Source organism: Aquimarina megaterium XH134 (assembly GCF_000520975.1).
Classification (GTDB): Bacteria; Bacteroidota; Bacteroidia; order Flavobacteriales; family Flavobacteriaceae; genus Aquimarina; species Aquimarina megaterium.
The window spans coordinates 133,571-157,577 of record NZ_JACB01000005.1 but is presented as its reverse complement, the minus strand read 5'-3'; the positions used below and the strand labels follow the sequence as shown (position 1 = coordinate 157,577).

14 protein-coding genes are annotated in these 24,007 nt (G+C 32.8%); 8 read left to right on the top strand and 6 right to left on the bottom strand.

Annotated elements, in window-relative coordinates; genetic code table 11:
- The first annotated feature begins 126 nt into the window (after positions 1 to 126).
- The 5 genes from Z053_RS0106620 (at position 127) to Z053_RS0106600 (ending at position 7,606) form a co-directional block, all read left to right on the top strand.
- Positions 127 to 669 carry a hypothetical protein gene (locus Z053_RS0106620; protein WP_025664255.1) on the top strand — a complete coding sequence of 181 codons (543 nt, stop codon included), beginning with the start codon at positions 127 to 129 and terminating at the stop codon, positions 667 to 669.
- 229 nt (positions 670 to 898) lie between these two features.
- Positions 899 to 1,258: a BlaI/MecI/CopY family transcriptional regulator gene (locus Z053_RS0106615; protein ID WP_025664254.1), complete on the top strand. Its 360-nt coding sequence runs from the start codon at positions 899 to 901 to the stop codon at positions 1,256 to 1,258.
- Complete coding sequence (locus Z053_RS0106610) at positions 1,258 to 3,930, top strand: M56 family metallopeptidase (RefSeq protein WP_025664253.1); 2,673 nt, start codon at positions 1,258 to 1,260, stop codon at positions 3,928 to 3,930. Before Z053_RS0106615 ends, Z053_RS0106610 begins: the two co-directional genes overlap by 1 nt.
- A 144-nt stretch (positions 3,931 to 4,074) precedes the next feature.
- Positions 4,075 to 5,538: a S41 family peptidase gene (locus Z053_RS0106605; RefSeq protein WP_081748226.1), complete on the top strand. Its 1,464-nt coding sequence runs from the start codon at positions 4,075 to 4,077 to the stop codon at positions 5,536 to 5,538.
- Between the two features lie 388 nt (positions 5,539 to 5,926).
- Positions 5,927 to 7,606 (top strand): serine hydrolase domain-containing protein, encoded by a 1,680-nt coding sequence (locus tag Z053_RS0106600; RefSeq protein WP_025664251.1) that lies wholly within the window; start codon positions 5,927 to 5,929, stop codon positions 7,604 to 7,606.
- A 363-nt stretch (positions 7,607 to 7,969) separates the two neighbouring features.
- On the opposite strand, the gene Z053_RS0106595 is transcribed toward Z053_RS0106600, so the two are convergent.
- The 3 genes from Z053_RS0106595 to gltB all read right to left on the bottom strand — a co-directional run bounded on the left by Z053_RS0106595 (position 7,970) and on the right by gltB (position 14,958).
- The gene (locus Z053_RS0106595; RefSeq protein ID WP_025664250.1) at positions 7,970 to 8,791 is read right to left on the bottom strand and encodes a zinc metalloprotease; all 822 of its coding nucleotides are present in this window, start codon (positions 8,789 to 8,791) and stop codon (positions 7,970 to 7,972) included.
- Between the two features lie 187 nt (positions 8,792 to 8,978).
- Positions 8,979 to 10,442 carry a glutamate synthase subunit beta gene (locus Z053_RS0106590; protein ID WP_025664249.1) on the bottom strand — a complete coding sequence of 488 codons (1,464 nt, stop codon included), beginning with the start codon at positions 10,440 to 10,442 and terminating at the stop codon, positions 8,979 to 8,981.
- A gap of 13 nt (positions 10,443 to 10,455) precedes the next feature.
- Entirely contained in the window at positions 10,456 to 14,958 is a 4,503-nt protein-coding gene (gene gltB / locus Z053_RS0106585) for a glutamate synthase large subunit (protein ID WP_025664248.1), read from the bottom strand.
- Between the two features lie 447 nt (positions 14,959 to 15,405).
- Between gltB and Z053_RS0106580 the strand changes: the two genes are divergently transcribed.
- Entirely contained in the window at positions 15,406 to 15,744 is a 339-nt protein-coding gene (locus Z053_RS0106580; RefSeq protein WP_025664247.1) for a P-II family nitrogen regulator, read from the top strand.
- Between the two features lie 66 nt (positions 15,745 to 15,810).
- Positions 15,811 to 17,061 carry an ammonium transporter gene (locus Z053_RS0106575; protein ID WP_025664246.1) on the top strand — a complete coding sequence of 417 codons (1,251 nt, stop codon included), beginning with the start codon at positions 15,811 to 15,813 and terminating at the stop codon, positions 17,059 to 17,061.
- A 67-nt stretch (positions 17,062 to 17,128) separates the two neighbouring features.
- Here the strand turns inward: Z053_RS0106575 and Z053_RS0106570 are convergent, their stop codons facing one another.
- Positions 17,129 to 19,354 carry an ATP-binding response regulator gene (locus Z053_RS0106570; RefSeq protein WP_025664245.1) on the bottom strand — a complete coding sequence of 742 codons (2,226 nt, stop codon included), beginning with the start codon at positions 19,352 to 19,354 and terminating at the stop codon, positions 17,129 to 17,131.
- A 215-nt stretch (positions 19,355 to 19,569) separates the two neighbouring features.
- A complete protein-coding gene (locus tag Z053_RS0106565) occupies positions 19,570 to 19,908 on the bottom strand; it encodes a DUF4870 domain-containing protein (RefSeq protein WP_025664244.1) in 339 nt (112 codons plus the stop codon).
- A gap of 261 nt (positions 19,909 to 20,169) precedes the next feature.
- Here Z053_RS0106565 and Z053_RS0106560 point away from each other — a divergent pair, with 261 nt between their 5' ends.
- A complete protein-coding gene (locus Z053_RS0106560; RefSeq protein ID WP_025664243.1) occupies positions 20,170 to 21,477 on the top strand; it encodes a leucine-rich repeat domain-containing protein in 1,308 nt (435 codons plus the stop codon).
- Between the two features lie 226 nt (positions 21,478 to 21,703).
- Here the strand turns inward: Z053_RS0106560 and Z053_RS0106555 are convergent, their stop codons facing one another.
- Positions 21,704 to 23,977, bottom strand: a complete 2,274-nt coding sequence (locus Z053_RS0106555) for a trypsin-like peptidase domain-containing protein (protein WP_035095321.1) — start codon at positions 23,975 to 23,977, stop codon at positions 21,704 to 21,706.
- Positions 23,978 to 24,007: the final 30 nt, after the last annotated feature.

Genomic DNA, 24,007 nt, shown 5'->3' with positions numbered 1-24,007 from the left:
AACAAATTATATGTTATATAAAACAATGTCGTGAAAATAAATACATGCTTTTTATCTATTATCCTGATTTGTTGCTTCTCTTGTAACACTAATAAAAACTCAAAAGAAAGTAGTAGCCAATCAAAAATGACCAACCAGATAGTTACGACTCATAGTCAGGATGACAAAATTAATACTATAAAAGCAACAGTTTTATCGGTTGAAGAAACATTAATCATGCCCGATGATTACCTCACCACAGTTCTAACAGTTAAAACAAATACTAAGGATACCTTGGCATTTATAGATATGAATGGTTTTGAAAAATTAGTTAATAAAGAAATCACCATTACCTATCGGTTAAAATCAAATCAGAAAAAATTAATAGTTTGTTTTGATTGTACATCATATTCTAAATCAATTAAGTTAGCCAATATCACATCAATTGCACCCAAGATCGATTTTAAACTATTAAAGTTAAAAGAATATCAAGAAGATGAATATATCACTACTGCTTCATCGCTTATCATGCATACCAAAGGTGATAAAGTAGAACGTTTTTACACCAATATATTTGACCTAATTGAAGATAGCACAAAGATGAAAAGTGCATTTTTTAATTATGGGGTTGTAACAGAATATACCCCCGAACTACTCAATCGTGATGATTTACAGTTATTGTTAGAATAGATATGTACCTCTTATACTCTAAAAAAAACAATAATTATTTTTAAAACCGTAATACCTTTCTTAGAAATTTACTTTTCTAAAATACATTATCATTTTTTTAACATCCTCTAAAAACCTTTTAAAATCGGTACTTAACACAGCAAAACTACTAATTAATTAGTTGTACTACTAATTAATTAGTTGCAAAACTAAAAGATTAGTAGTAAGTTTGCTTCATAAAATTGATACTATGCAAAAATTAGCCAAAAGAGAAGAACAGATTATGCAAAGTCTGTGGAAATTGGAAAAGGCATTTATAAAAGAAATCATTGAAGAGCTTTCTGACCCTAAACCGCATTACAATACTACTGCTACGATTGTAAAAATTTTAGAAGAAAAAGGATTTATCAGTCATGTAGCCTACGGAAACAGTTTTCAGTATTATCCTCTAGTATCAAAAGATGAGTATCAAAAAGAAGTATTAGGTGAGGTAGTACACAATTATTTTGACAATTCTCCTTTGGCTTTGGTTAAATTCTTTGCTAAGGAAGAAAAGATAAATACCGACGAATTAGAAGAAATAATTCAACTGATAAAAAACAAGAAATAATGGACTATATCATACATAGCTCGGCATTAATAGGATTATCTTATATTATTTATAGATTTTTTCTTTCCAAAGAGACCTTTTACCATTTAAACAGATGGGTATTGATATCATTAGTTATACTTTCATTTACTTTACCTTTTATTACGATCCCTGAAAGTTTATCATTTAAAAGTGCTCTATTTCAAGAAGTAGAAGTACAACCTTCAAATTCTGTTGTTACAGATTATAAAATACCAGAAACAACCACAAAAATTGAAAATATATCGACCACAGATACTTCTGGCATCAGTACTACTTCTGTTAGCAAATTTTTAGATTGGAAATCGGTTATACTATACATCTATATACTAGGTATATTGGTATTTGGTATTCATTTTATCATCCAATTAGGAGTTTTATTATATCGTATTTCTAAATATCCAACCATAGAAGTTGATGACTATAAAATTGTAGAAACCGATAAAAAACATGCCCCCTACTCGTTCTGGAATAGAATTTTTATGAATCCCAGTCAATATAACCCTGATACGTATTTACAAATCTTAAAACACGAACAAGTACATATCAAAGGTAGACATAGTATCGATATGTTATTAGTAGAGTTATTAGTGATGATGCAATGGTTTAATCCTTTTGCCTGGTTATATCGCAGAGCTATCGATAACAATCTAGAATACCTAACCGACAATAATATGCTTAATATAGGTGAAGACAGAGAAATTTATCAAATGAATCTCTTAAAAGTCTCCACCCCAAATATGCCAACAGGTTTGGCAACAAGTTACAATCAATCATTTCTCAAAAAACGAATCCTTATGATGAATTCTAAAAAATCAACATCAAAATCAGGGTGGAAATACCTAATCATTATTCCACTACTAGCTATCACCGTATTTTCTTTTAATCCGGTAAAACCCAATGAAACATTAGCCGATCATGATAAAGACTCTATAGATACGACTATAGATTCGAGAAAAGAATCTATATCATCTAGTGCTCAGAACAACTTTACCAAAGGAGTATGGGATGCCGAAGTTGGTGGAGGTAAATTATGCATTATGTACAGAAGTGCAGAGCCTCTTAAACGAAATTTCTGGTCTATGACCAGATGCTATGACCCCATATATTTTAAAGATTTCCCCAGTGGAGATCGACAACAATTTAAAATCACCAAAGATGCCGGAACTATAACTTATGTGGGGCGGTTTGACAACAAAATAGGTGACGGAAGATATGAATTTACTCCTAATGAATCGTTTATTAAATCGCTCAAAGCTTATGGTTTACATGTAGACAACAAAGATTTGGTACATTGTTTCCTTACTGGTTTTGACAACAATTACCTTAGTTATTTAAAGCGTGAAAATCTAAAAATAGATCAAGATGATTTTGAAGATATTATTCATAAATCGCTTCCTCTTGATAAACTAAAAATGTATAGAAAAGAACTTGCACGATTAGGTTATGAGAATTATACAATGGAAGAGGTAAGTAAGCTTAATTTATTTGACGTTGATGTTGCCTATATTTCATTTATCAATACTTTAAATGGTAATAAAACGTCTTTAAAAAAGATTACAAAAGCTAAAATCCATAATGTATCCTCTGAATTTGTTACATCGTATCGAAATAATGGTTACGGGAACCTGTCTCTTGATGATTATATGAAATTAAAGATTCATGATGTGACTCCAGATTTTATTGAGTCATTTAAAAAGGCTGGGCATACTAATATCACTGTACGAGAAGCTAAAAATCTTAAAATTCATAACGTTACTCCGGTATACATAAATAATTTCAAGAAAGCTGGATATCCTAATATTACTTTACAGGAAGCTAAAAAATTAAAAATTCATGGAGTAACTCCAGAACTTATACAGGCTTATAAAAAAGCGGGGCAAAATAATATTTCATTACAAGAAGCTATAAAACTAAAGATTCATGATATCACACCAGGTCAGGTAAAAACAGCTAAAGGTTTTTCTTCCTCTAAGAGCAAAAGAGATCAAAATACCTTATCCAGTTCTACCAATAGCCGTGGTGCCTCACAGGATAATCAACAAACACCAAATGATTTTATAAAACAATTTAAACAACTTGGTTATGACAATGTACCTGTTGATGATATTATCAAATTAAAAATACACAATGTTACACCAGAATTTGTTAAAATGTTCAATAAAGCTGGTTACAACAACATTCCTCTAAATGATGTAGTTGCTTTAAAAATTCATAATGTAACTCCAGATTTTATTGATTCGTTTAAAAAAGCTGGATATAAAAATATCTCTTTAGATGATGCAAAATCATTAAAAATACATAACGTATCTCCTAATTCCGCTTCAGAATATGTAAAAATAGGATATTCTAATATCTCTATAAGCAAATTAATATCTCTTAAAATTCATAATGTATCTCCAGAGTATATTAAGGAATTCAAAAAGACACAATTCGGTGACCTTCCTCTAGATGATATCATGAGTTTTAAAATTCACAGAGTTACCCCAGAGTTTGTACAATCTTTTAAAGATATAGGGTTTAAAAATATAACAGCTGACCAAGCCAAGAGTCTTAAAATCCATAATGTTACACCAGAATTTATAAAATCCTTAAAAGAACAGGATAAAGATATTTCGTTAGAGCAAGCTATTAGAATCAAAATTTATTTTTAAATATATATGATACACTAGCCAAAATTCAATCAATCAAAAAACGGGAATGGTTATTAATTCCATTCCCGTTTTTTCAATGAACTAATAATCAACCATAACATTAAACTATTTCAGGAGTTTTCAATTATTATTAAAACAATAAAAATGAATAGGATGTACTGGGTAGTACTAATAAGCTTCTTGAGCATGTATATGGTTACAGGAAGAGCACAAGAGTCCATAGTTTATCAACCTGAACAAATGCAGGCTGACTTAGAAAAATTTAAAACGGCGCTCATTAAAATTCACCCTGGAACTTATACACATCAAAACCACGAAGAGTTTAATCAAATGATGAACGATTTGATGTTGCAAACTTCCAAACCAATGGAAGCCAAGATATTTTATAGAATTGTTCTTCAATTGATAGCGAATATACATGATGGACATACACAAGCATATACATTCGGCAAACTCGGAAGTGTTATCAATAATCAAAAAAGACTCCCCTTTCAAGTATATATTAAGGATGAACGTATTTTTATAGTGAAAAATCTTAGCTCTATAGAAATTCCCGAAGGATCCGAAATCCTATCTATTGATAGCAACTTGAGTAATGAGATTATTGTTAACATTTTAGCACATTATTCTTCTGATGGTGAAAGTCAAAGTGGTATGCAACATTGGTTAGGAGGGCCATACAAATCGTTTTACAGACTCTATCCCGAGATATTTGGAGAACAACCTACATATAACCTTGTGTATAGAGACTATAAAACCAAGAAAATTATAAAGACAAAAATTGAAGCAATTTCAAAAGAGGTTTATGAAACTAGAGCATCTAAGAAATATCTGCCAGAAACAGCGCCTGAAAAAGCTTTTAACTTTGAGATAAATAAGGAAAATTATGCTTATCTGAAAATAAACCAGTTTATAAAAGATGGTTACGATGAACCCGAAAATACTTATCCTGATTTTTATAAGCAATGTTTCAAAAAAATTTCTGATAAAAATATTAAAAACTTAATAATCGATTTAAGAAATAATGGAGGTGGAAAAGCAAGTAATGCAGCTTACTTGCTTCAATATTTTATTGATCAACCTATCATTCCTGCAAAAGAAATAATGACTTTGGTGGATGATAAATACCTTGTAGAAATAACTGGCAATACACTTAATTTGAATGAATCCTTTGGATTAAAGAGAAAAAAAGACGGTACTTTCAAAGTAACAAAACATGAATTATTACGTGATTTGATGAGTTATGATCCAATTGAAGAGTATCGTTATAAAGGAAGGCTGATCGTTCTGATCAATGGTGGTACCACTTCAGCTGCTGGTATTGCTGCTGGCTTACTAAAAGAATATACAAATGCAGACTTAGTTGGAACAGAAACCTATGGATATGCAGGTATTAGTAACGGTGTGCGTCAAATTTCTATCAAAGGAGATCATACTGAAACAGCAATCTATTTACCTTTACTACATGCAGAGTATACTATAGATGAACATATCCAGAAAAGAAGTGTTGTCCCGGATTACAATGTATCAAACTCTATATATGATATTCTAGAGGGTAATGACGCTGTTCTGGAATTTGCATTGAAAAAACTATTACCAAAAATGTAAAAAAATTATTAAAACGGTTTTTAGTAACTTCTTTCTTAACATCTAAAATTGAATATTCATAAATGATACACTAGCCAAAATTCAATCAATCAAAAAACGAGATGGTTCTATGACCATTACCCATGCTAAAATATTTGACAATGGATGAACTCTATTGAAGATAAAACTGACATGATAAAACTAAATTGAAAAATTAAGACCTAAATCGCGCTAAAAACTAAGCCAAAAAATATACCGTCTGGCTGCAAAGTACATAAACAATTGCTGATTTTTCATCTCAATTATTTACCTGTTTGCTAAGGCTCATTTTCCTATAGAAAATTTGCACCTCCTAGTAATTTCAAAAATTTTTATACTAATCATTAACAACAATTAATAAAAACAGACTATGAAAAAAATTTTATTATTATTCCTTCTTTCTTTTTCTATTTGCTCATTTGGACAGCCTAAAGAAAACCTAGCAATAGACAACCTCTTTTCGGAATGGAATAAACCTGATGTTCCAGGCGGTGCCATAGGAATTATTAAAAATGGTAAGCTGATTTATTCCAATGGATATGGAATTGGTGACTTGGAACACAACATAGAAATAACTCCTTCATCTGTTTTTTATATTGGTTCTGTTTCTAAACAGTTTGTAACATTTAGTATTTTACTTCTTGAAGAACAAGGGAAACTAAACTTAGATGATAGAATTCAAAAATACCTTCCTGATTTTCCAGAATACGATACTCCTTTGACTATTAGACATTTTATACATCATACGAGTGGTGTTAGAGACTATTTTACCCTTATGTATTTAAAAGGCAGAAACTATCTTGACGATACAAATGCAGATGAGATCTATGGCCTTATAAAGAAACAGGAAGAGTTAAATTTTTTGTCAGGAGAAAAACATTTATACAGCAATTCTTGCTATTTCATGCTGGCGATGATTGTAGAAAAAGTGGCTGGTCAATCCCTAAAATTATTTGCGCATGAGAATATTTTCCAGCCTCTAGGTATGAAAAACACACTTTTCTATGATGATAATACTGACCTGATTAAAAATCGTGTTTTCAGTTATAACAGAAAAAGTAATGGAGAGGGATTTAATAATTTAATTATGAGATTTGACCTTGTTGGCTCTGGTGGAATATATTCAAACATAGAGGACTTGTTTTTATGGGATCAGAATTTTTATAATAATAAACTTGGAAAAGGAGGACAAGAAATTATTGAAAGAATGCATGAAGAAGGGCTTTTAAATAATGGAAAAAGTAGTGGATATGCTTTTGCATTGAATAACGGAATTTATAAAGGATTAAAAACTGTGAGCCATGGTGGGGCCCTCGCTGGTTATCAAGCACAATTAATACGATTTCCTAAACAGAAGTTTTCTGTAATTATATTAGCTAACAGAAATGATGCAAACCCAACGCGTAAATCCTTTCAAATCACTGATATGTTTCTTAAAGAAAATTTTATAAATGCTGAAGTTGAAAACCAAGACAAAAAAGTCAATATTAAGCAAGAATTTATTCATTTAAAAACTAACGATCTTGAAAATTTCTCTGGACATTATTGGAACGACGAGGGTTCATATACTAGAAAGATTTATGTAAAGAATGACACTCTAAGATATTATAGATCTGAGGCTAATGAAAGTGACTTAATCCCTATCAGTAAGCATGAGTTCAAAATGATTAATGTTGGATCTGATGTACTGGTGAAATTTGACAAAAATGAACAAGGAAATTACACTATGGTTTTTAGTGCAAACGGAGGAAAGCCGATAATTTCAAAAGAGTATCACCCCAAAAATTATACTAATGAGGAATTAATTGATTTTGTAGGTACTTATTATAGCAAAGAATTAGATATTAATTACACATTAAAAATAAAAAATAAATTGTTGGTACTTTATATAAATGAAATCGAAATTTCACCTCTCAATTCGATTATGACGAACCTTTTCTCTAATGAAGAATATGGAGTTTTTCATTTTAAAAGGGACAGTTATGGTAAAGTTTCAGATTTTAGATTGGACACCGGAAGAGTAACAAATTTGAAATTTCAAAAGAAATAATATGCGGTAACATGGGTAATCGTTATACAAATTTATAATTTGTTATAAAAACGAGTCGTTTTTAAGCCTCTAATAAGAGGCTTTTTTTATTTCTTTTCGTATTACGATAAGGTTTTCAAGATCTTTATATTGAAGTAAAAGAGCTCATAAAAAGCAAATTCTATAGATTTAAAAACCATTACAGATGCTGCTCCACTATTAACAAGAATGAATGTAAATACAACCGTATCTGAATACTGTATAAATTAATCTTTTAGTATTCAGACAAGGTTATATTTATACTCTCTATGATTATGGTCATAGAGCCATCTTAATTAAAGTGATGCAGGCATTTAAATAATGAATACATTACAGGTTAGATCATTAGTTTCCATAGGCCCAAGTGATAGCCGTTCTATCATCTCTCGACCATCCTGGTGTTGAACTGAATCTCCAATTACATGTATATATAGAGCTTTTCATGACAGAACCACAATTATTGCTTTGATGATAAGCTACGCCATTAGTACCAGGTATATGACCTCCATAAGTTTGATCAGAATGGTGGTAACCTAGATTATGTCCTAATTCATGTATCAGTAACGCCATTGTAGATTCATCACCTGGGTGAGGTTTAGCTGTATTTACTCTCATCCAAGAGCCAACATTTCCTCTACCATCAGGCAACAGTGCTCTCGCCCATGCACCTTCATTAGAATTATACCAAGACCCTACCAAAATATCTGCACTCGATCTATTATACGTTCTACTTATATTAATATTACGACTAGAAACACTCCAATGCCAAGCAGCCCAGGAAAGTGCGTACTCTAAATTTCTTGGATAGTTATTTTCAACATAATATCTAACATCTCTAGAGTTACTGTAGTATACCCCAACTCCACCAAAAAACCATCTGTTTTTTTCCTGAATGCTTCCCTTTTTGGGTGGGTTTGCGTCTCTATTACTTTTTAATGCAAAAGGAATCATCATGTCTCCGTGCATAAAAGCTTCGTCCTCAAAATTTGGTTTAAGATCTTCTTTAGAAAACCCTTTTTCAATCAAATAATCCAAAGTTGCCGTAGCCTCTTTAGATAATGGTCGTTCTTGATTTAAATCTTCCTGATCTAAACCATCATTTTGACAACTGACACATAAGAAAATAGTAGTCAAAAAAATACTGAGTTTGAATTTGTGTGTTAACATAATTATATAGTTTAAAATTACTATTGAAAATTATACAATTATTTAACTTAAAAATTACATTATATTACCATATCTCAATACAAAACTTGCTAATATTTTATTTATAATGTTAAAAAACAATAAAGTTAACTTATTAGATATTTTTAACAACACTCATTATAGCAAAATAAAAAACACCCTATACTTTTTATACTCTAGGCAAATCTCCTTCCCCTTTAAGTGGCAGATTAGAACTTCCCATCAAATAGGTATCAATATGATATGCAGCTTGCCTACCTTCTGCAATTGCCCAAACAATTAAAGATTGCCCTCTACGAGTATCACCTGCCGCAAAAACTCCTTTTACATTGGTTGCATAATTTTGTTCATTCGTTTTAATATTGGTTCTTGCATCCATATCTACCCCTAGTTGTTCTGCAATAGTAGGTTCTGAGCCCGTAAATCCCAAAGCCAACAACGCTAATTCACATTTCCATTCTTTCTCTGTACCCAGAATTTCTTTTAGTGCAAAACGACCATTTTCTTTTACCCATTCTACTTCGGTCGTGATTAAACCTTTTAGATTTCCGTTTTTATCCCCCAAAAACTCCTTGGTAGAGATACTCCAATTACGATCTACTCCTTCTTGATGAGATGAGCTTGTGCGCAAACGCATTGGCCAAAATGGCCAGGGTTGATGCGCAGGACGTTCTATAGTTCCCTTGCCCATAATCTCAAAATTAGTTACAGAAGTTGCTCCCTGACGCACAGAAGTACCAATACAATCTGACCCCGTATCTCCTCCTCCAATTACGATCACATCTTTTTCTGTAGCCAGGATTTCCTCTCCTAAATCTTTTACCCCATCGACTCTTCTATTATTTTGGGGTAAAAAATCCATTGCCTGCACTACTCCATTAAGATTAGCTCCCTTAACTGGTAAATTACGACGAACTGTAGCTCCTGTACACAATACTACAGCATCAAAATCGGCCTTTAACTCATCTGCTTTGATCTCTTTTCCAATATGAGTATTTGTTTTAAAAACAATACCTTCTTTTTCTAAAATGGCGACACGACGATCAATCACATATTTTTCCATCTTAAAATCAGGAATACCATAACGTAATAGACCACCTACTTTTTCATCTCTTTCAAAAACGGTCACCAAATGCCCTACACGGTTTAATTGTTGAGCAGTGGCTAATCCAGCAGGGCCAGATCCAATTACAGCCACGGTCTTGCCTGTTCTTTCTGTTGGAGGATTAGGTTTAATCCAATCATTTTCAAAAGCTTGCTCTACGATATTTTTTTCTATATTCTCAATAGTTACCGGATTTTCATTTATACCTAACACACAAGCTTCTTCGCATGGTGCAGGACATAACCTTCCTGTAAACTCAGGGAAATTATTGGTTGAATGCAGGATTTCTGCTGCTTTTTTCCATCTACCACGATACACAGCATCATTAAAGTCAGGAATCAGGTTACCTAATGGACATCCGCTATGACAAAATGGTATCCCACAATCCATACAACGTGCTCCTTGATTTTTGAGTTTTCCCTCGGGCATTTCCACGGTAAACTCTTTATACCCTTTGATACGATCTTTTACCGGTTGGTACTCTTCTATCTCTCTTTCAAATTCTAAAAATCCAGTTATCTTTCCCATGTTCAATATCGTTTTATACTTGTGCTAATTTTTCTTCTTTTAATCGCTGTAATGCTTGTTTGTATTCTTCAGGGAAGATTTTGATAAACTTTGGTAATTCACTTCCCCAATTTTCCAAAATTCTTTGAGCCAAAGGACTTAAGGTAGTATTGTAATGATTCTCGATTAGTGTTTTTAACTCTTCAATATCTTTTTTCTCTACCACGGGGTCCAGGTTTAGCGCTTCTTTATTGCAATGTGCTTCAAATGTCTTTTTTTCATCATAGATATACGCTATTCCACCAGACATTCCGGCTCCAAAATTCCTTCCTACTTCTCCCAGAATCACTGCAATACCCCCAGTCATATACTCACATCCATGATCGCCAATGCCTTCAACTACAGCTTTTGCTCCAGAGTTACGTACACAAAATCGTTCTCCTGCTTTACCATTAATATATACTTCTCCCGCTGTAGCTCCATATAGAGTTACATTACCTGTAATCACATTATTTTCGGGAATTATCGTAGCTTCTTCGGGTACTTTAATAATAAGTTTTGCTCCCGAAAGCCCTTTTCCGAGATAATCATTGGTATTCCCATTAACCACCATAGTCAATCCTTTGGTAGCAAATGCTCCGAAGCTTTGTCCGGCTGCCCCTGTAAAGTTTAATTTCAAGGTATTATCGGGCAATCCTTGTGCGCCATATATTTTTGATATTTCATTGCTTAAGATAGCGCCTACTGCTCGATCGGTATTACAAATATCAAAATCTAATGCTGTTTTTTCTTTACGGAAGAGTGCTGGATGTGCTTGTTCTATAATTTCAAAATCTATAGATTTCTCTAAACCATGATCCTGACTTTCGGTATTATAGATATCTACTCCAGAAGGTGTTTCTACTTGATGAAGAATTGGTGTAAGATCTACCCCTGCAGCTTTATAATGATCAATGGCTTTTTTATGATTTAACTTACTCACTTGCCCTATCATTTCGTTGATAGTACGAAACCCTAGTTGTGCCATAATCTCTCGCAATTCCTGAGCTACGAAATACATATAATTTACGACATGTTCTGGTTTTCCTTTAAATTTTTTACGTAGTTCTGGGTTTTGTGTGGCAATACCAACCGGACAGGTATTTAAGTGACATACACGCATCATTACACATCCTGATGCTACCAGAGGCGCTGTTGCAAAACCAAATTCTTCTGCCCCCAAAAGGCACGCTATCGCAACATCCCGACCAGTTTTTAACTGTCCATCACACTCTAGTACAATACGACTACGCAGGTTATTACCCACCAATGTTTGCTGTGCTTCTGCAATACCAAGTTCCCATGGAAGTCCGGCATGTTTTAACGATGTTAATGGTGATGCTCCGGTACCTCCGTCAAATCCAGAAATTAGTACTACATCTGCCTTTGCTTTAGCCACTCCTGCTGCAACAGTTCCTACACCAACTTCTGACACTAGTTTTACATTTATCCTGGCGTTCCTATTTGCAGATTTTAGATCATAAATTAACTGTGATAAATCTTCGATAGAATAAATATCATGATGTGGTGGTGGTGAAATTAATCCTACATAAGGTGTAGAATTACGGGTTTTGGCTATTTCGGGATTTACTTTTGGTCCTGGTAATTGCCCTCCTTCTCCCGGTTTGGCTCCCTGAGCCATTTTTATTTGAATCTCGGCAGCATTCGTTAAATAGTTTGAAGATACTCCGAATCGACCAGAAGCCACTTGCTTAATTGCACTGTTTTTCCAATCACCATTTACATCTTTATAGAAGCGAAGTGGATTTTCTCCTCCTTCTCCAGAGTTACTTTTCCCTCCGATACGGTTCATTGCTACAGCAAGGTTTTCATGTGCCTCTTGACTAATAGACCCATATGACATAGCTCCCGTTTTAAAACGTTTTACGATCTCTGTCCATGGTTCTACCTCATCTATCGAAATAGGGTCATAATTAGAAAACTCCAGCATTCCTCTAATGGTCATCAGAGCTTTTGATTGTTCGTTGATTAATTTGGCATATTCTGCATAGGTTTCGGGATCATTATCTCTAACCGATTTTTGTAGTTTCGCTACTGATAAAGGGTTAAACTGATGTTTTTCTCCATTACGTCTCCATCGGTACTGCCCTCCTATCTCTAAGCTTAAATTAGCATCTACTTCTTGCCCTATATAAGCTCTTTTATGACGCTTGGATATTTCTTTTTCGATTTCATATAACCCTATTCCTTCTATACGTGTGGCGGTATTTGGAAAATACTGATCAACAACTTTGGTATGAATACCTATACATTCGAACAGTTGAGAACTTCTGTAAGAGTTTAAGGTAGAAATCCCGATTTTATTCATCACTTTCAATACTCCTTTACCTACTGCTTTATTATAGTTATATATGGCATCTTCAAAAGTGAGTCCCGAAATATTATTTTCTTTAATTTCTTCTCCTATAATTTCATTTACCATATATGGATTAATGGCACTAGCTCCATACCCAAACAACAAAGCAAAGTGATGTACTTCTCTTGGTTCTGCAGATTCAATAATAGTACTGATTTTGGATCGTTTTCCTAACTTTTGTAATCCACTATTAACATAAGAACATGCTAATAACGCAGGAATTGGCGCTCTGTGTTTACTCACATTTCTATCAGAAAGTATAATGATATTTGTTCCTTCGTCAATAGCTTCTGATACATTTTTGAGTAGTATCTCTAATGCATCTTCAAGACCATTTAACCCTCTATTAATGTTGTACAACATCGATACAGAAGTAGATTTAAACCCTTTACCTGTGTAGGTTTTGATCTTATCCAGATCTTCTTTTGATATTACGGGGTTTTGGATCTTTAGTTTATTACAATGCTTCTCATTAATATCAAATATATTATAATCAGACCCCAGCGTTAAACTAATATCAGTAATCAATTCTTCGCGAATACCATCTAATGGTGGATTTGTCACCTGTGCGAATAATTGTTTAAAATAGTTATAGATCAATTGCGGACGCTTAGAAAGTATTGCAATTGGCGTATCAGATCCCATAGAACCAATGGGTTCTTTTCCTAATTGCCCCATAGGAGAAATAATAGTGTCTATATCTTCTTGAGTATATCCAAATATTTCTTTTCGTTTGGCAACTGTTTCTTCGCCTAAAAACAAAGGACAATCATTATAAGGTATATCTTTTAAATGTACCAGATTATCATCCAACCACTCTCGATAAGGGTGTTTTGCTGCAATTTCTTCTTTAATTTCTTCATCATTTACAATTCTACCTTCATCCATATTAACCAAGAACATTTTTCCAGGTTCGAGCCTTCCGTGATATTCGATATTATTTGGTTTAATATCCACCACTCCCGTTTCTGAAGACATGATTACATAACCGTCTTTGGTTACACTATAACGAGAAGGTCTTAATCCATTTCTATCTAACACTGCTCCTATATAATTACCATCTGTAAAAGGAATTGAAGCTGGGCCATCCCATGGCTCCATAGAACAAGAATTATATTCATAAAATGCTTTCTTAGCCTCAGACATTTCAGGATTTTTCTCCCAGGCTTCTGGTACCATCATCATCATTACTTCTGGTAATGATCTTCCTGTCATTAATAACAGCTCTACAACCATATCCATTGAAGCCGAATCTGATTTACCTTTTAATATCACCGGAAGTATTTTTTTGATATCCTCACCAAACCAGTTGCTCTCTAATAACTCTTCTCTAGATCGCATTCTGGTTACATTCCCTCTTAAAGTATTAATCTCTCCATTATGACACATATATCGAAAAGGTTGTGCTAGATCCCAGGTTGGGAATGTATTGGTCGAGAAGCGTTGATGTACCAAAGCCAATCGTGTGACTACTTTTGGATTCAATAAATCTTTATAATACAACTTAATATCTTCTGGCATCAATAAACCTTTAAATATCAAGGTTTTTGTAGACAAACTAGGCAGATAGAAAAACTTGCTTTCTGATAATTTAGATTTATATATAGTATGCTCTGTTACTTTTCTCGCTATAAATAGTTTTAAATTAAAGTCAAAATAACTTTGATCTTCATTTTCTTTACCAATAAATATTTGTTTTATAAATGGCTCTGTCGTTGCTGCAATCTCACCAATATGAATATGATCCACAGGAACATCTCTCCATCCCAATAAAGTAAGTCCTTGATCAATAATATTTTGTTCGAAGGTATCTATACAAAACTGTCTTTGATTTTCTTTCTTAGGCAAGAAAACATTACTTACTGCATATTCTCCGGCAGCTGGTAAATTAAAATCACAATGCTCGGTAAAAAAATCATGTGGTATATCAATTAGAATCCCTGCTCCATCTCCTGTCTTTCCATCTGCACTTACAGCACCTCGATGTTCTAGTTTTTCAAGAATCTCTAATGCTTTATGAATAATGTCGTTTGATTTCTTTCCTTCTAAGCTACAAATGAATCCTGCACCACATGCGTCATGCTCAAATTCTGGTAGATACATTCCTTGTTTCTTCATCATATTTTCTGATCTAAAAGTGTTTCAAGCAGATGAAATTAACAAATCATTAAGTATAGAGGAAGAAAAAAACTGCTTTCGCAATCACTTTTCTGAGCTACATAAAAAAAGACCTTCCAGAATAAAATAATCACAAAATAAGAGCTTCAAATTATGAATTTGACAATGCGTTTTTTGATAAAAAACCTAAATAAATCAAGAATTAAAAACAAATCACAGACAATTGATTATCAGCCAATTTTAACGAAAACGTTTTCGATAATATTTTGAATACCTCTAGTATTAAATTATTATTTTTTTACACAAAAAAATATTTAACCCCAATTTTGATAGGGTTAAAAAACATAAAATGATAAAAATATACACATATACCCTATTTATTTGACAGTATATTTTAAAAAAATATACTTTTGAATGTAATTCAATATTAATTTTAACTTTTTATTCTTTATGAAGAAAATAGAAGCAATTATCAGGAGATCAAAATACCGGGTTGTAAAAGAGGCTTTACACAACAAAGGTGTTATGTTTTTCTCGTATTGGGATGTAACTGGAGTTGGACATGAACAAAAAGGAAGTGTCTATAGAGGAATTTCTTATAGTACTACAGATATCCAAAGAAGGTATTTATCTATTGTTGTAAATGATGATTTTGAAGAAGTTGCAATCTCTGCAATTCTAGAAGCTGCAAAAACCGGAGAAGTTGGTGACGGAAAAATCTTTGTTTCCGACATCAAAGAGGCCTATAGAATTCGTACTTCGGAAAAGGGTGGTGAAACATTAAACTAATAGGTCTCACTGCTCATAAAAATTAACCAATCAAAAACTAAAAACAATTTTAATAGTAATTAAACTATGGAACTTTTAACCACAAACAATGTATGGATGATGGTGTGTACAGCACTTGTATTTTTCATGCACTTAGGGTTTTCCTTTTTAGAAATAGGATTAACTCGTCAAAAAAACACAATTAATATATTATTCAAAAACGTATTTATCATCTGTATAGGTTTATTATTATACTACATCGGTGGTTTTAATCTTATGTATCCAGGATTTGAGGATGGAGACGTTGGTTTTTTAAAATTTGCGGGATTTGGTATTTCTGCTCCCGAAAATGGAATGACCCCAGAATATGCCAGCGGAGGGTACACCTGGTGGACAGATTTCTTATTTCAGGGAATGTTTGCCGCAACTGCTGCTACTATAGTTTCTGGTGCCGTAGCAGAACGTATTAAGTTAGAAGCATTTATGATATTTACTATACTCTATGTAGGTTTAGTATACCCTATAGTAGGGTCCTGGCAATGGGGAAGCGGATTTTTATCTACTTTAAAAATTGGTGAAGCTGAAGGTTTTTATGACTTTGCAGGCTCTACACTTGTACATTCTGTTGGTGGGTGGGCTGCTATGATAGCGATTATCTTATTAGGTGCAAGAATTGGAAAGTTTAATTCTGAAGGAAAACCACAAGCGATTCCCGGGCACAATATACCTATAGCTGCAGCTGGCGTACTCATTCTTTGGTTAGGATGGTTTGGTTTTAATGGTGGGTCTGTACTCTCTGCAGATCCTGCCGGCACCTCATTAGTATTAGTAACTACCTGCCTTGCAGCAGCAGCAGGTGGTGTTGGAGCATTTGTACTTTCTACTGTCTTACATAAAAACTATGATCTTACCATGTTTCTAAATGGTATTCTAGGGGGATTGGTAGGGATAACAGCCGGAGCTGATCTCATGTCTCCGAATGAAGCTGTAATTATTGGTTTATGTGCAGGTATAATCATCGTATTTGGTGTAGCACTGGTAGATAAATTTAAACTAGACGACCCTGTAGGTGCAATAGCTGTTCATTTAATCTGTGGTATCTGGGGAACTATGGCTGTAGGATTTTTTGGGTCGAAAGCTGGATTTGATCAATTCTTAGTTCAAGGGCTTGGCGTTCTTATTGTAGGAGCTTTTTGTTCAACAACTGCTTTTGTTATCATATTCATACTTAAAAAAACTATAGGAATCCGAGTTTCGGAAAAAGAAGAAATTGACGGATTAGACAATCACGAGCACGGCATGGATGCTTATCCTGATTTTAGAATTAATCAACATTAAAAAATAATAAAGATCCAAACTGTTTTTAATTAATGAGCTTTCTTATAGTATTTAGGAAGCTCATTTTTTAGTCTTTCTTTAGAGAAAAGGACAAGATTTTTTGAAACAAATCACTTCGTTTATAAGGTTTAGTAACAATACCATTCATCCCAGATTCATGAACCTTTGTAATTACCTTTTCTAAATCAACAGCTGTTAATGCCATAATGATAACGTTTTTATTAAAACTTCTTACTTTTTGAGTCGTTTCAAAACCATCTTGTTCTGGCATATGAATATCCATAAACACCACATCATAGTCATTTTTTTGTATTAATAGTATTGCATCAAAACCATTATCCACAGTTGTACATGCTGCTCCTGCACTTTCTAGAATCTTTTTTGTAATCATTAGGTTAATTGTATTATCATCTACAACCAACATATTATATCCTTCTAATACATTATTATAATCTTCATCATTTACAATCGGTACCTTTGTATTTTTTAGATTTCGTTCCATTTCAATCTCAAAAGAAAATGAAGTTCCTTTACCTTCTTCAGATTCTACGACTATTGAGGATTTATATAAATCTTCTATAAACCGTTTTACTATATACAATCCTAAGCCCGAGCCTCCTTTGTGTTTATCTATATGGTGTATTCCTTTAAATCCATCAAACACATCTGATATCAATTCTTTTTTAATTCCGATCCCATCATCTTTCACTACAAAGCGATGCCTGATCATATTTTCGAAACTTGTAACCTGTGTAACCTCTATCCAGATATTTCCATTTGTAGTAAACTTAATAGCATTAGAAATAAGGTTAATAAAAATTTGAGAAAGTCTTAAACGATCTCCTAAAACATTTGTTTCTACATTTTCTGCTATATTGATATGCAATTCTGTATTACTCTTATGTGATTGATACGAAAACGAATTACAAATATTCGTTAACATTTCATCTAAGGAAAAAGCATCTTTATTTAGTCTAACATTTCCCAGACGGAACTTAGAATATTCTAGAGCATTATTTACCAGTCCTGATAAATGATTATTCGAAAACTTTAGTGTATTTAGAAATTCTTCCCTCTGTTTTTGGTTTTTTGTGTTTTCTATAATTTCTACCAATCCCTGTATTGTATAGATAGGCGTTCTCAATTCATGGCTTATCATAGAAAAAAATTGATTACGTTCCTCGTCAACAGCTAACAACTCAGCATTTTTTTCTTTCAACTCCTCATTAATCCTATTCTTATGGCGGTTAGACCTATATACATAGATGCTAAAAATAATCGCCAACAACAACAAAAATCCAATTAAAAAACTAATTTGAAAATAACTTTTTTGAATCTGAATATTTTTCTCATTGATAATAGAAAGCTTCTCGAAATCGTTTTTATTTTTAGCAATTTCATAAATGAATATATCAGCATTAGAAGCACGTTCTCTTAATTTCCTTATATAGATCTCATGGTATTTATTTGATAAAGATTGATAATAAGATACCGAATCCATATTCTTATCATACTCATAAAAATAACGTGCTTTATATTGCTTTATAAGTCTCAAATATTCATCCCGTTCTCTTTTTACAAAAAAGAGGGAATCTCTTCCTGTTTCATTGAGTAACTGATAAGATTTCTCGTATTCTTTTTTTTCTTCGATAAGAGCTAAGGCCAAATATAATTTAAGCTCATTACGAACTCCTTTATTCACAGAATTAGTAATACGTTGACTCCTATTACTAAAGTCTACTTCATCAAGTTCTGAGATAGCCTGGCGTGTAGTATGAATTACTTTTTTATACTGCTTTCTATTCATGCAACTAATTGCATAATCGTTATAATTTAAAAAAATAGCTAGATTACCGTTTTTTTTATTTTCGGAAATGTTTTTTGCATATAAACTATCCAGTTCTTTATACATATTAATTTCTCTATAAATTCTCAGCTTCATAGTAGAAATTCTTGTTTTGTACAATTTATCTGGTGTTTTATCCGAATACTTTTGCGCTCTTGTCAAGTATTTCAGAGCTTCACTAAATTTTCCAGAGCTGTTAAAAAGTACTCCATAATTATAATGATACATTACCAAGAAATTATTGTCAGTAGTATCTTGACGTATATTAAAAGCACTATCTAATAAGATTCTGGCTTCTATAATACTATCATTCTTTATTAAACCGGAAATTGTTTTTTCAATATCATATATAGAGCTATCTGTGGTGGTGTTTTTTTGGCTAAAACCTACATTACTTAGAAGTAACATAATAGCAATTACTCTTATATGTATATCCCATATTCTCATGAACTCCTTCTCTTACTCTTTTGTTTTCCCTTCTACTAAGATAACGATTATATATCTATTCATATTAGGAAGAGCTACGCATAACAAGCCATGAATACATGAAACAGGTGTTTTTTTTAACAAAAATCAAATAGAAATCAAGTATAATCTTTTCATAATCAACAAAAAAACCACCATTGTTTTACACAATGATGGTTATATAAAAGTTTAACATTTTATTTTATAATCTGCATAGATAACGGATATGAGGGTTCTTCTCCATTATTTGCTTTTATTGCATTAATAATAGGAAATATAAAGCATAATAGTGCAATAAGGGCTAAACCTAATAATCCCAGTCCAAATAATAATATTAAAGGAACACATACGATTGCATAAATAAACATACTTATCTGAAAATTCATAATTGATTTTCCATGTTCATCCATAGCAGAAACTCTTTCTCTCTGGGTTAACCATAATATTAGAGGTACTATAAATCCTCCAAACCCTGTGATAAGGTCTAATAATTGTGATAAATGGGTAATAACTAATAATGATCTGTCCTGTCTCATGATTTCTACGTTTTTGGTTGATGATTGATGAAATTGCTAAAAATATTAGCAATCTATATTTATATGACGATAAAAATAGCAATTTGTTACAGTGTATATATAAAAACATGTATTTTACCTATCACTAAGACAAAGACGTTTTCATGAAGAAAGACCTAGATATTAGCAGCTTAAAATCTTGTGTTTATAATTTTTTCTTTTAAAATAGCATAATTTATTGCTATTTTAGAAAACTTTTAACTCGTCTAAAATTTTATCTCAATGCGATTATTTACATTGGTATTTATAATATCTTTCTTCCAATCTTATGGTCAACTTATTGTTGAAGAAGTTGCTCCACCAAAGGAAAAAGAAAAAATAGCTAAAAGCATTACAATTAATCTTAAAGCATCAAAAAAATTACCCACAGATATTAATCAATATCAAATAATAAGAGTTAGTGGGTATGAGCACTTAAGTGATGTTGATTTTAAACTTCTTCTACATAATTCTCTTGAGAGTTTAACTATTTTGGGTTTTGGAGTTAAAGCTACAACGAACTCTCTTCCTCCTGCTATAGGTTTAGCCACTAATCTTAAACGATTAAAAATCAGAGGTAGAAAATTTGAAAAAATACCTAAAGAAATTGAAAATCTTAAAAAGCTAGAATCGTTACATATCGATAGTTCTCATTCCCTTGAAACTCTACCCAAGGAAATTTGTCAATTAAAAAGTTTAAAATCTCTGCATGTAGGTTCTTTTGCTCTAAAAAGTATTCCTGAGGAAATCGGAAATTTATCAAACCTGGAGTCACTTATACTCGATCCCGTTTCGCTAACAAATGATTTAATAGCCTTACCAGAAAGTATCAAGAACTTAAAAAAACTTAAAAAGCTCAAAGTATACTCTAGTGAATTGAATTCGATTCCTGAAGGATTATCTGAATTAACGGCTCTTATTGACTTAAATTTATATGGTAAATTCAGTAAGCTACCCACTAATTTATTTAATTTGACAAATCTTAAAGCCCTTCGCATTCACAGTCCACAATTGATAGGTACATTTTCTGGTATAGATAAACTTAAAAAGTTAAAAAAACTTGATCTTTCCTTATCGGGTATAAAAAACAACCAATTAGACATTTCTGGCATGTCGGATTTGTCATCTATACTTATTTATCTTTATACAGATGAATTCATTAGTTTTAAGGCTAATACATCTGAAAAACTTACTAAGCTATTTATCTCTGGCAATAAATTAAAATCTATAGAAGGTTTAGATAACTTGGCAAATATCACTCATTTATCTATAGAGTACACTAGCTTAAAAGATGTTCCTGCTTCAATATTTAAACTTAAAAATCTGAAATATTTCAGGATATCCAATTCTCTAATTAATGTATTTCCTAAAAACCTGGGGAACAATAAAGAGTTAAAAGAAATTGACCTTAATACTAACAAAATCTCTGGTAAAATCCCTTTGACTCTTTTAAAATTACCAAATTTAAAAAGAGTGATAATTAGTCGTGGAAATGAAGAAATATCTAATCTGAAAGAAATAAAGGAAAAAGCAAAGTTTAAGATTTATTAAAAAATAATGTAGAAACTTAAGTTCAATAAGTTTTATAACCACCATACCCAATTCTATTTTTTTCACAATGATTTGCTTAAATATAGCATTAGCAATGTATATGATTGAAAAATAGGAATTTGTTACAATAACACATCTAATACGATATATTTTAGCTAAAAAAACACCTCGACACAAAGCCGAGGTGTTTACTAATTACTAAATTTAATGTCTTCTATGTAAGATGTTAATTCACGATTAGTTTCTTGGTAGCAGATTCCCCAGTACTACTATCAATTTTAATCAGATAAATTCCTCTTCCCAACGATAGGCTTCGGGCCGAAATTGTATTGATACCTGGTTGCATACTTATTCTAGCTTTTTTACTCCCCAGAATCGTATAAATGGTTGCAGTTACATTTCCTTTTATATATTGGCTTAGATGTAACGAAAAGATATCTTTTGCAGGGTTTGGCTTGATACTTAATCCTGCAAGATCACCTTCATTCTCGTCTCCGATAATTGGTGAAACTGATTCTAACTGAGCTATTAAACTTTCTGAAGTTGCTGATCGCCCACAAGAACCTTCATATATTTTCACATTACTAAAAACAGAGGTATTACCACTACCAGCATCATTATCATTTATAAAAACCAATCTATCCATACTACCAGTATAGAAATTCCCTACCGGAATGACATACTTTTTTGTACCACTAGAATAATCATCAAAGTTAGTTACTCCATAATTTTGAGTACCATGAACTTTAAAATATCTGGTAGAGGTTAATGTATTATCATTTTCAAAACCAACTGCGTGAATTTCTCCTTCAGAAGTACTGCTAAAATCAAATTCTATTACCGTATTAGCAGTTACTGTATAATTCATAGCAATATATTTCCATGTATTATTTTGTAAAGAAAGTGCAGCTCCCCCGTTTTGGATTGAGAAATTACCTGCAGTATCCTGATTAGAGAATGCTGTGATTGTAAAATCATTAAAATCTAAAGCCGTACATACAGGAGGTGTTACTGTACCATTAGATATATTTAATGCATCGATAGTAATATCTCCTTGCCAACTGCTTCCTGTCACTACATTTAATCTTAACTGTACGCTTGCATTACCGGCATACGCAGAGAGGTCTATATCTGCCGCATTCCAATCTGTTCCCTGTGCTCCTGTTTTGGTAAACACACTAGACCAACTTCCTGTATTATTTGTTCTGGCTTCTACAGTCAATGTTCCTACTGCGTTACCTATCATATGATATTGAAAACTTAGTTTAGGCGTTGTAAGACTTGTAAAATTTAAACAAGGGGAATTTAAGATCGCTCTTTTAGAAGGGAATCCTGTTCCGTTTCCAGATGCTTCTACATAAATATATGAATTGCCATCTATAGCACCACTTGGTCCGGTACCAGTAGAAGGAGTACCATTAGAATTTACAGTCCAATCTAAATCATCTCCGCTAGCTTGTTTCCAATCTCCTATATTACCTTCAAAACTTTCACTGTAAGGGAAAGAAGCAACATCACCTGTACATTCATCGGTTGGTGGTGGGTTTCCATCTAGTCCCATAGCATCCCAAAAATCGGGTATGGTTGCTCTTTCTCCAAAGTTAGAACCTCCCGATCCCGAGCATCCACCATAGGCATGAACCCCAACTGCATTTCCTGTTGCAGCATCTATTATAGGACTTCCAGAGTTTCCTCCGGTCGTATCTGTTCTATATCTTACAAACGTATTATCAACAGATGATAATGGCCCAGTATGTGTTTGCTGCGTTTGATTATCAATACCAGTATCTGTACCAAATCCCGTTATAGTTATATTATTTCCGGGAGCGCTTTGTACTACATTAAATGATTTACCCTGTGCCTGTATAGGTGTTTGACCTGTTTGCGAATTTGCGCTTGCCGTAAATACTGCCCAGTCTGTTTCGGGTCTCCCTCTAACATAATTGGTAACAAAATTACCTATTGGATACTGATCTTCTGGCCCTGGGTGTACAATGGTACGATCTGGATTAGACTTAGGTACATTAAATTCTATAAGTTGTGCTCTGCTCCCTACACAATGCCCTGCAGTAACCAATCTACCATTAGTAATAATCCAACCTGTACAACCGATAGGAACTATTCGTCCGATTGCATTATCAGTAGAATCAACTCTATCATCAGTCGAACCACATTGAGATTTTGATCCCGGATCATTTTCACCAACTCCTACTTCATGAATAGTAAAACCTATAGCTGATTCTCCCGGCGCTACAGTTAGTTTTAGAATTATTCTATCACCATTAAAATAAGCTGTGCTATTCTTCCACTCCTTGATGGTCTTTGATGTTAATGTTTGCGTAGCCCCGTCTAACGCCGATGTAATGGTTAGTGTACTCTTATTTCCAAGATTTACATCTTTAAGAAATAAACGTAACCAAGTAGCTCCTTTTTCTGATATGGTTTCTGTAACAATTTGTGAACTATTTTTGCTCTGATTGCCATCAGGTTTTATCTCCATATTATACTTTGTATAATGTCGTGGCAGCTC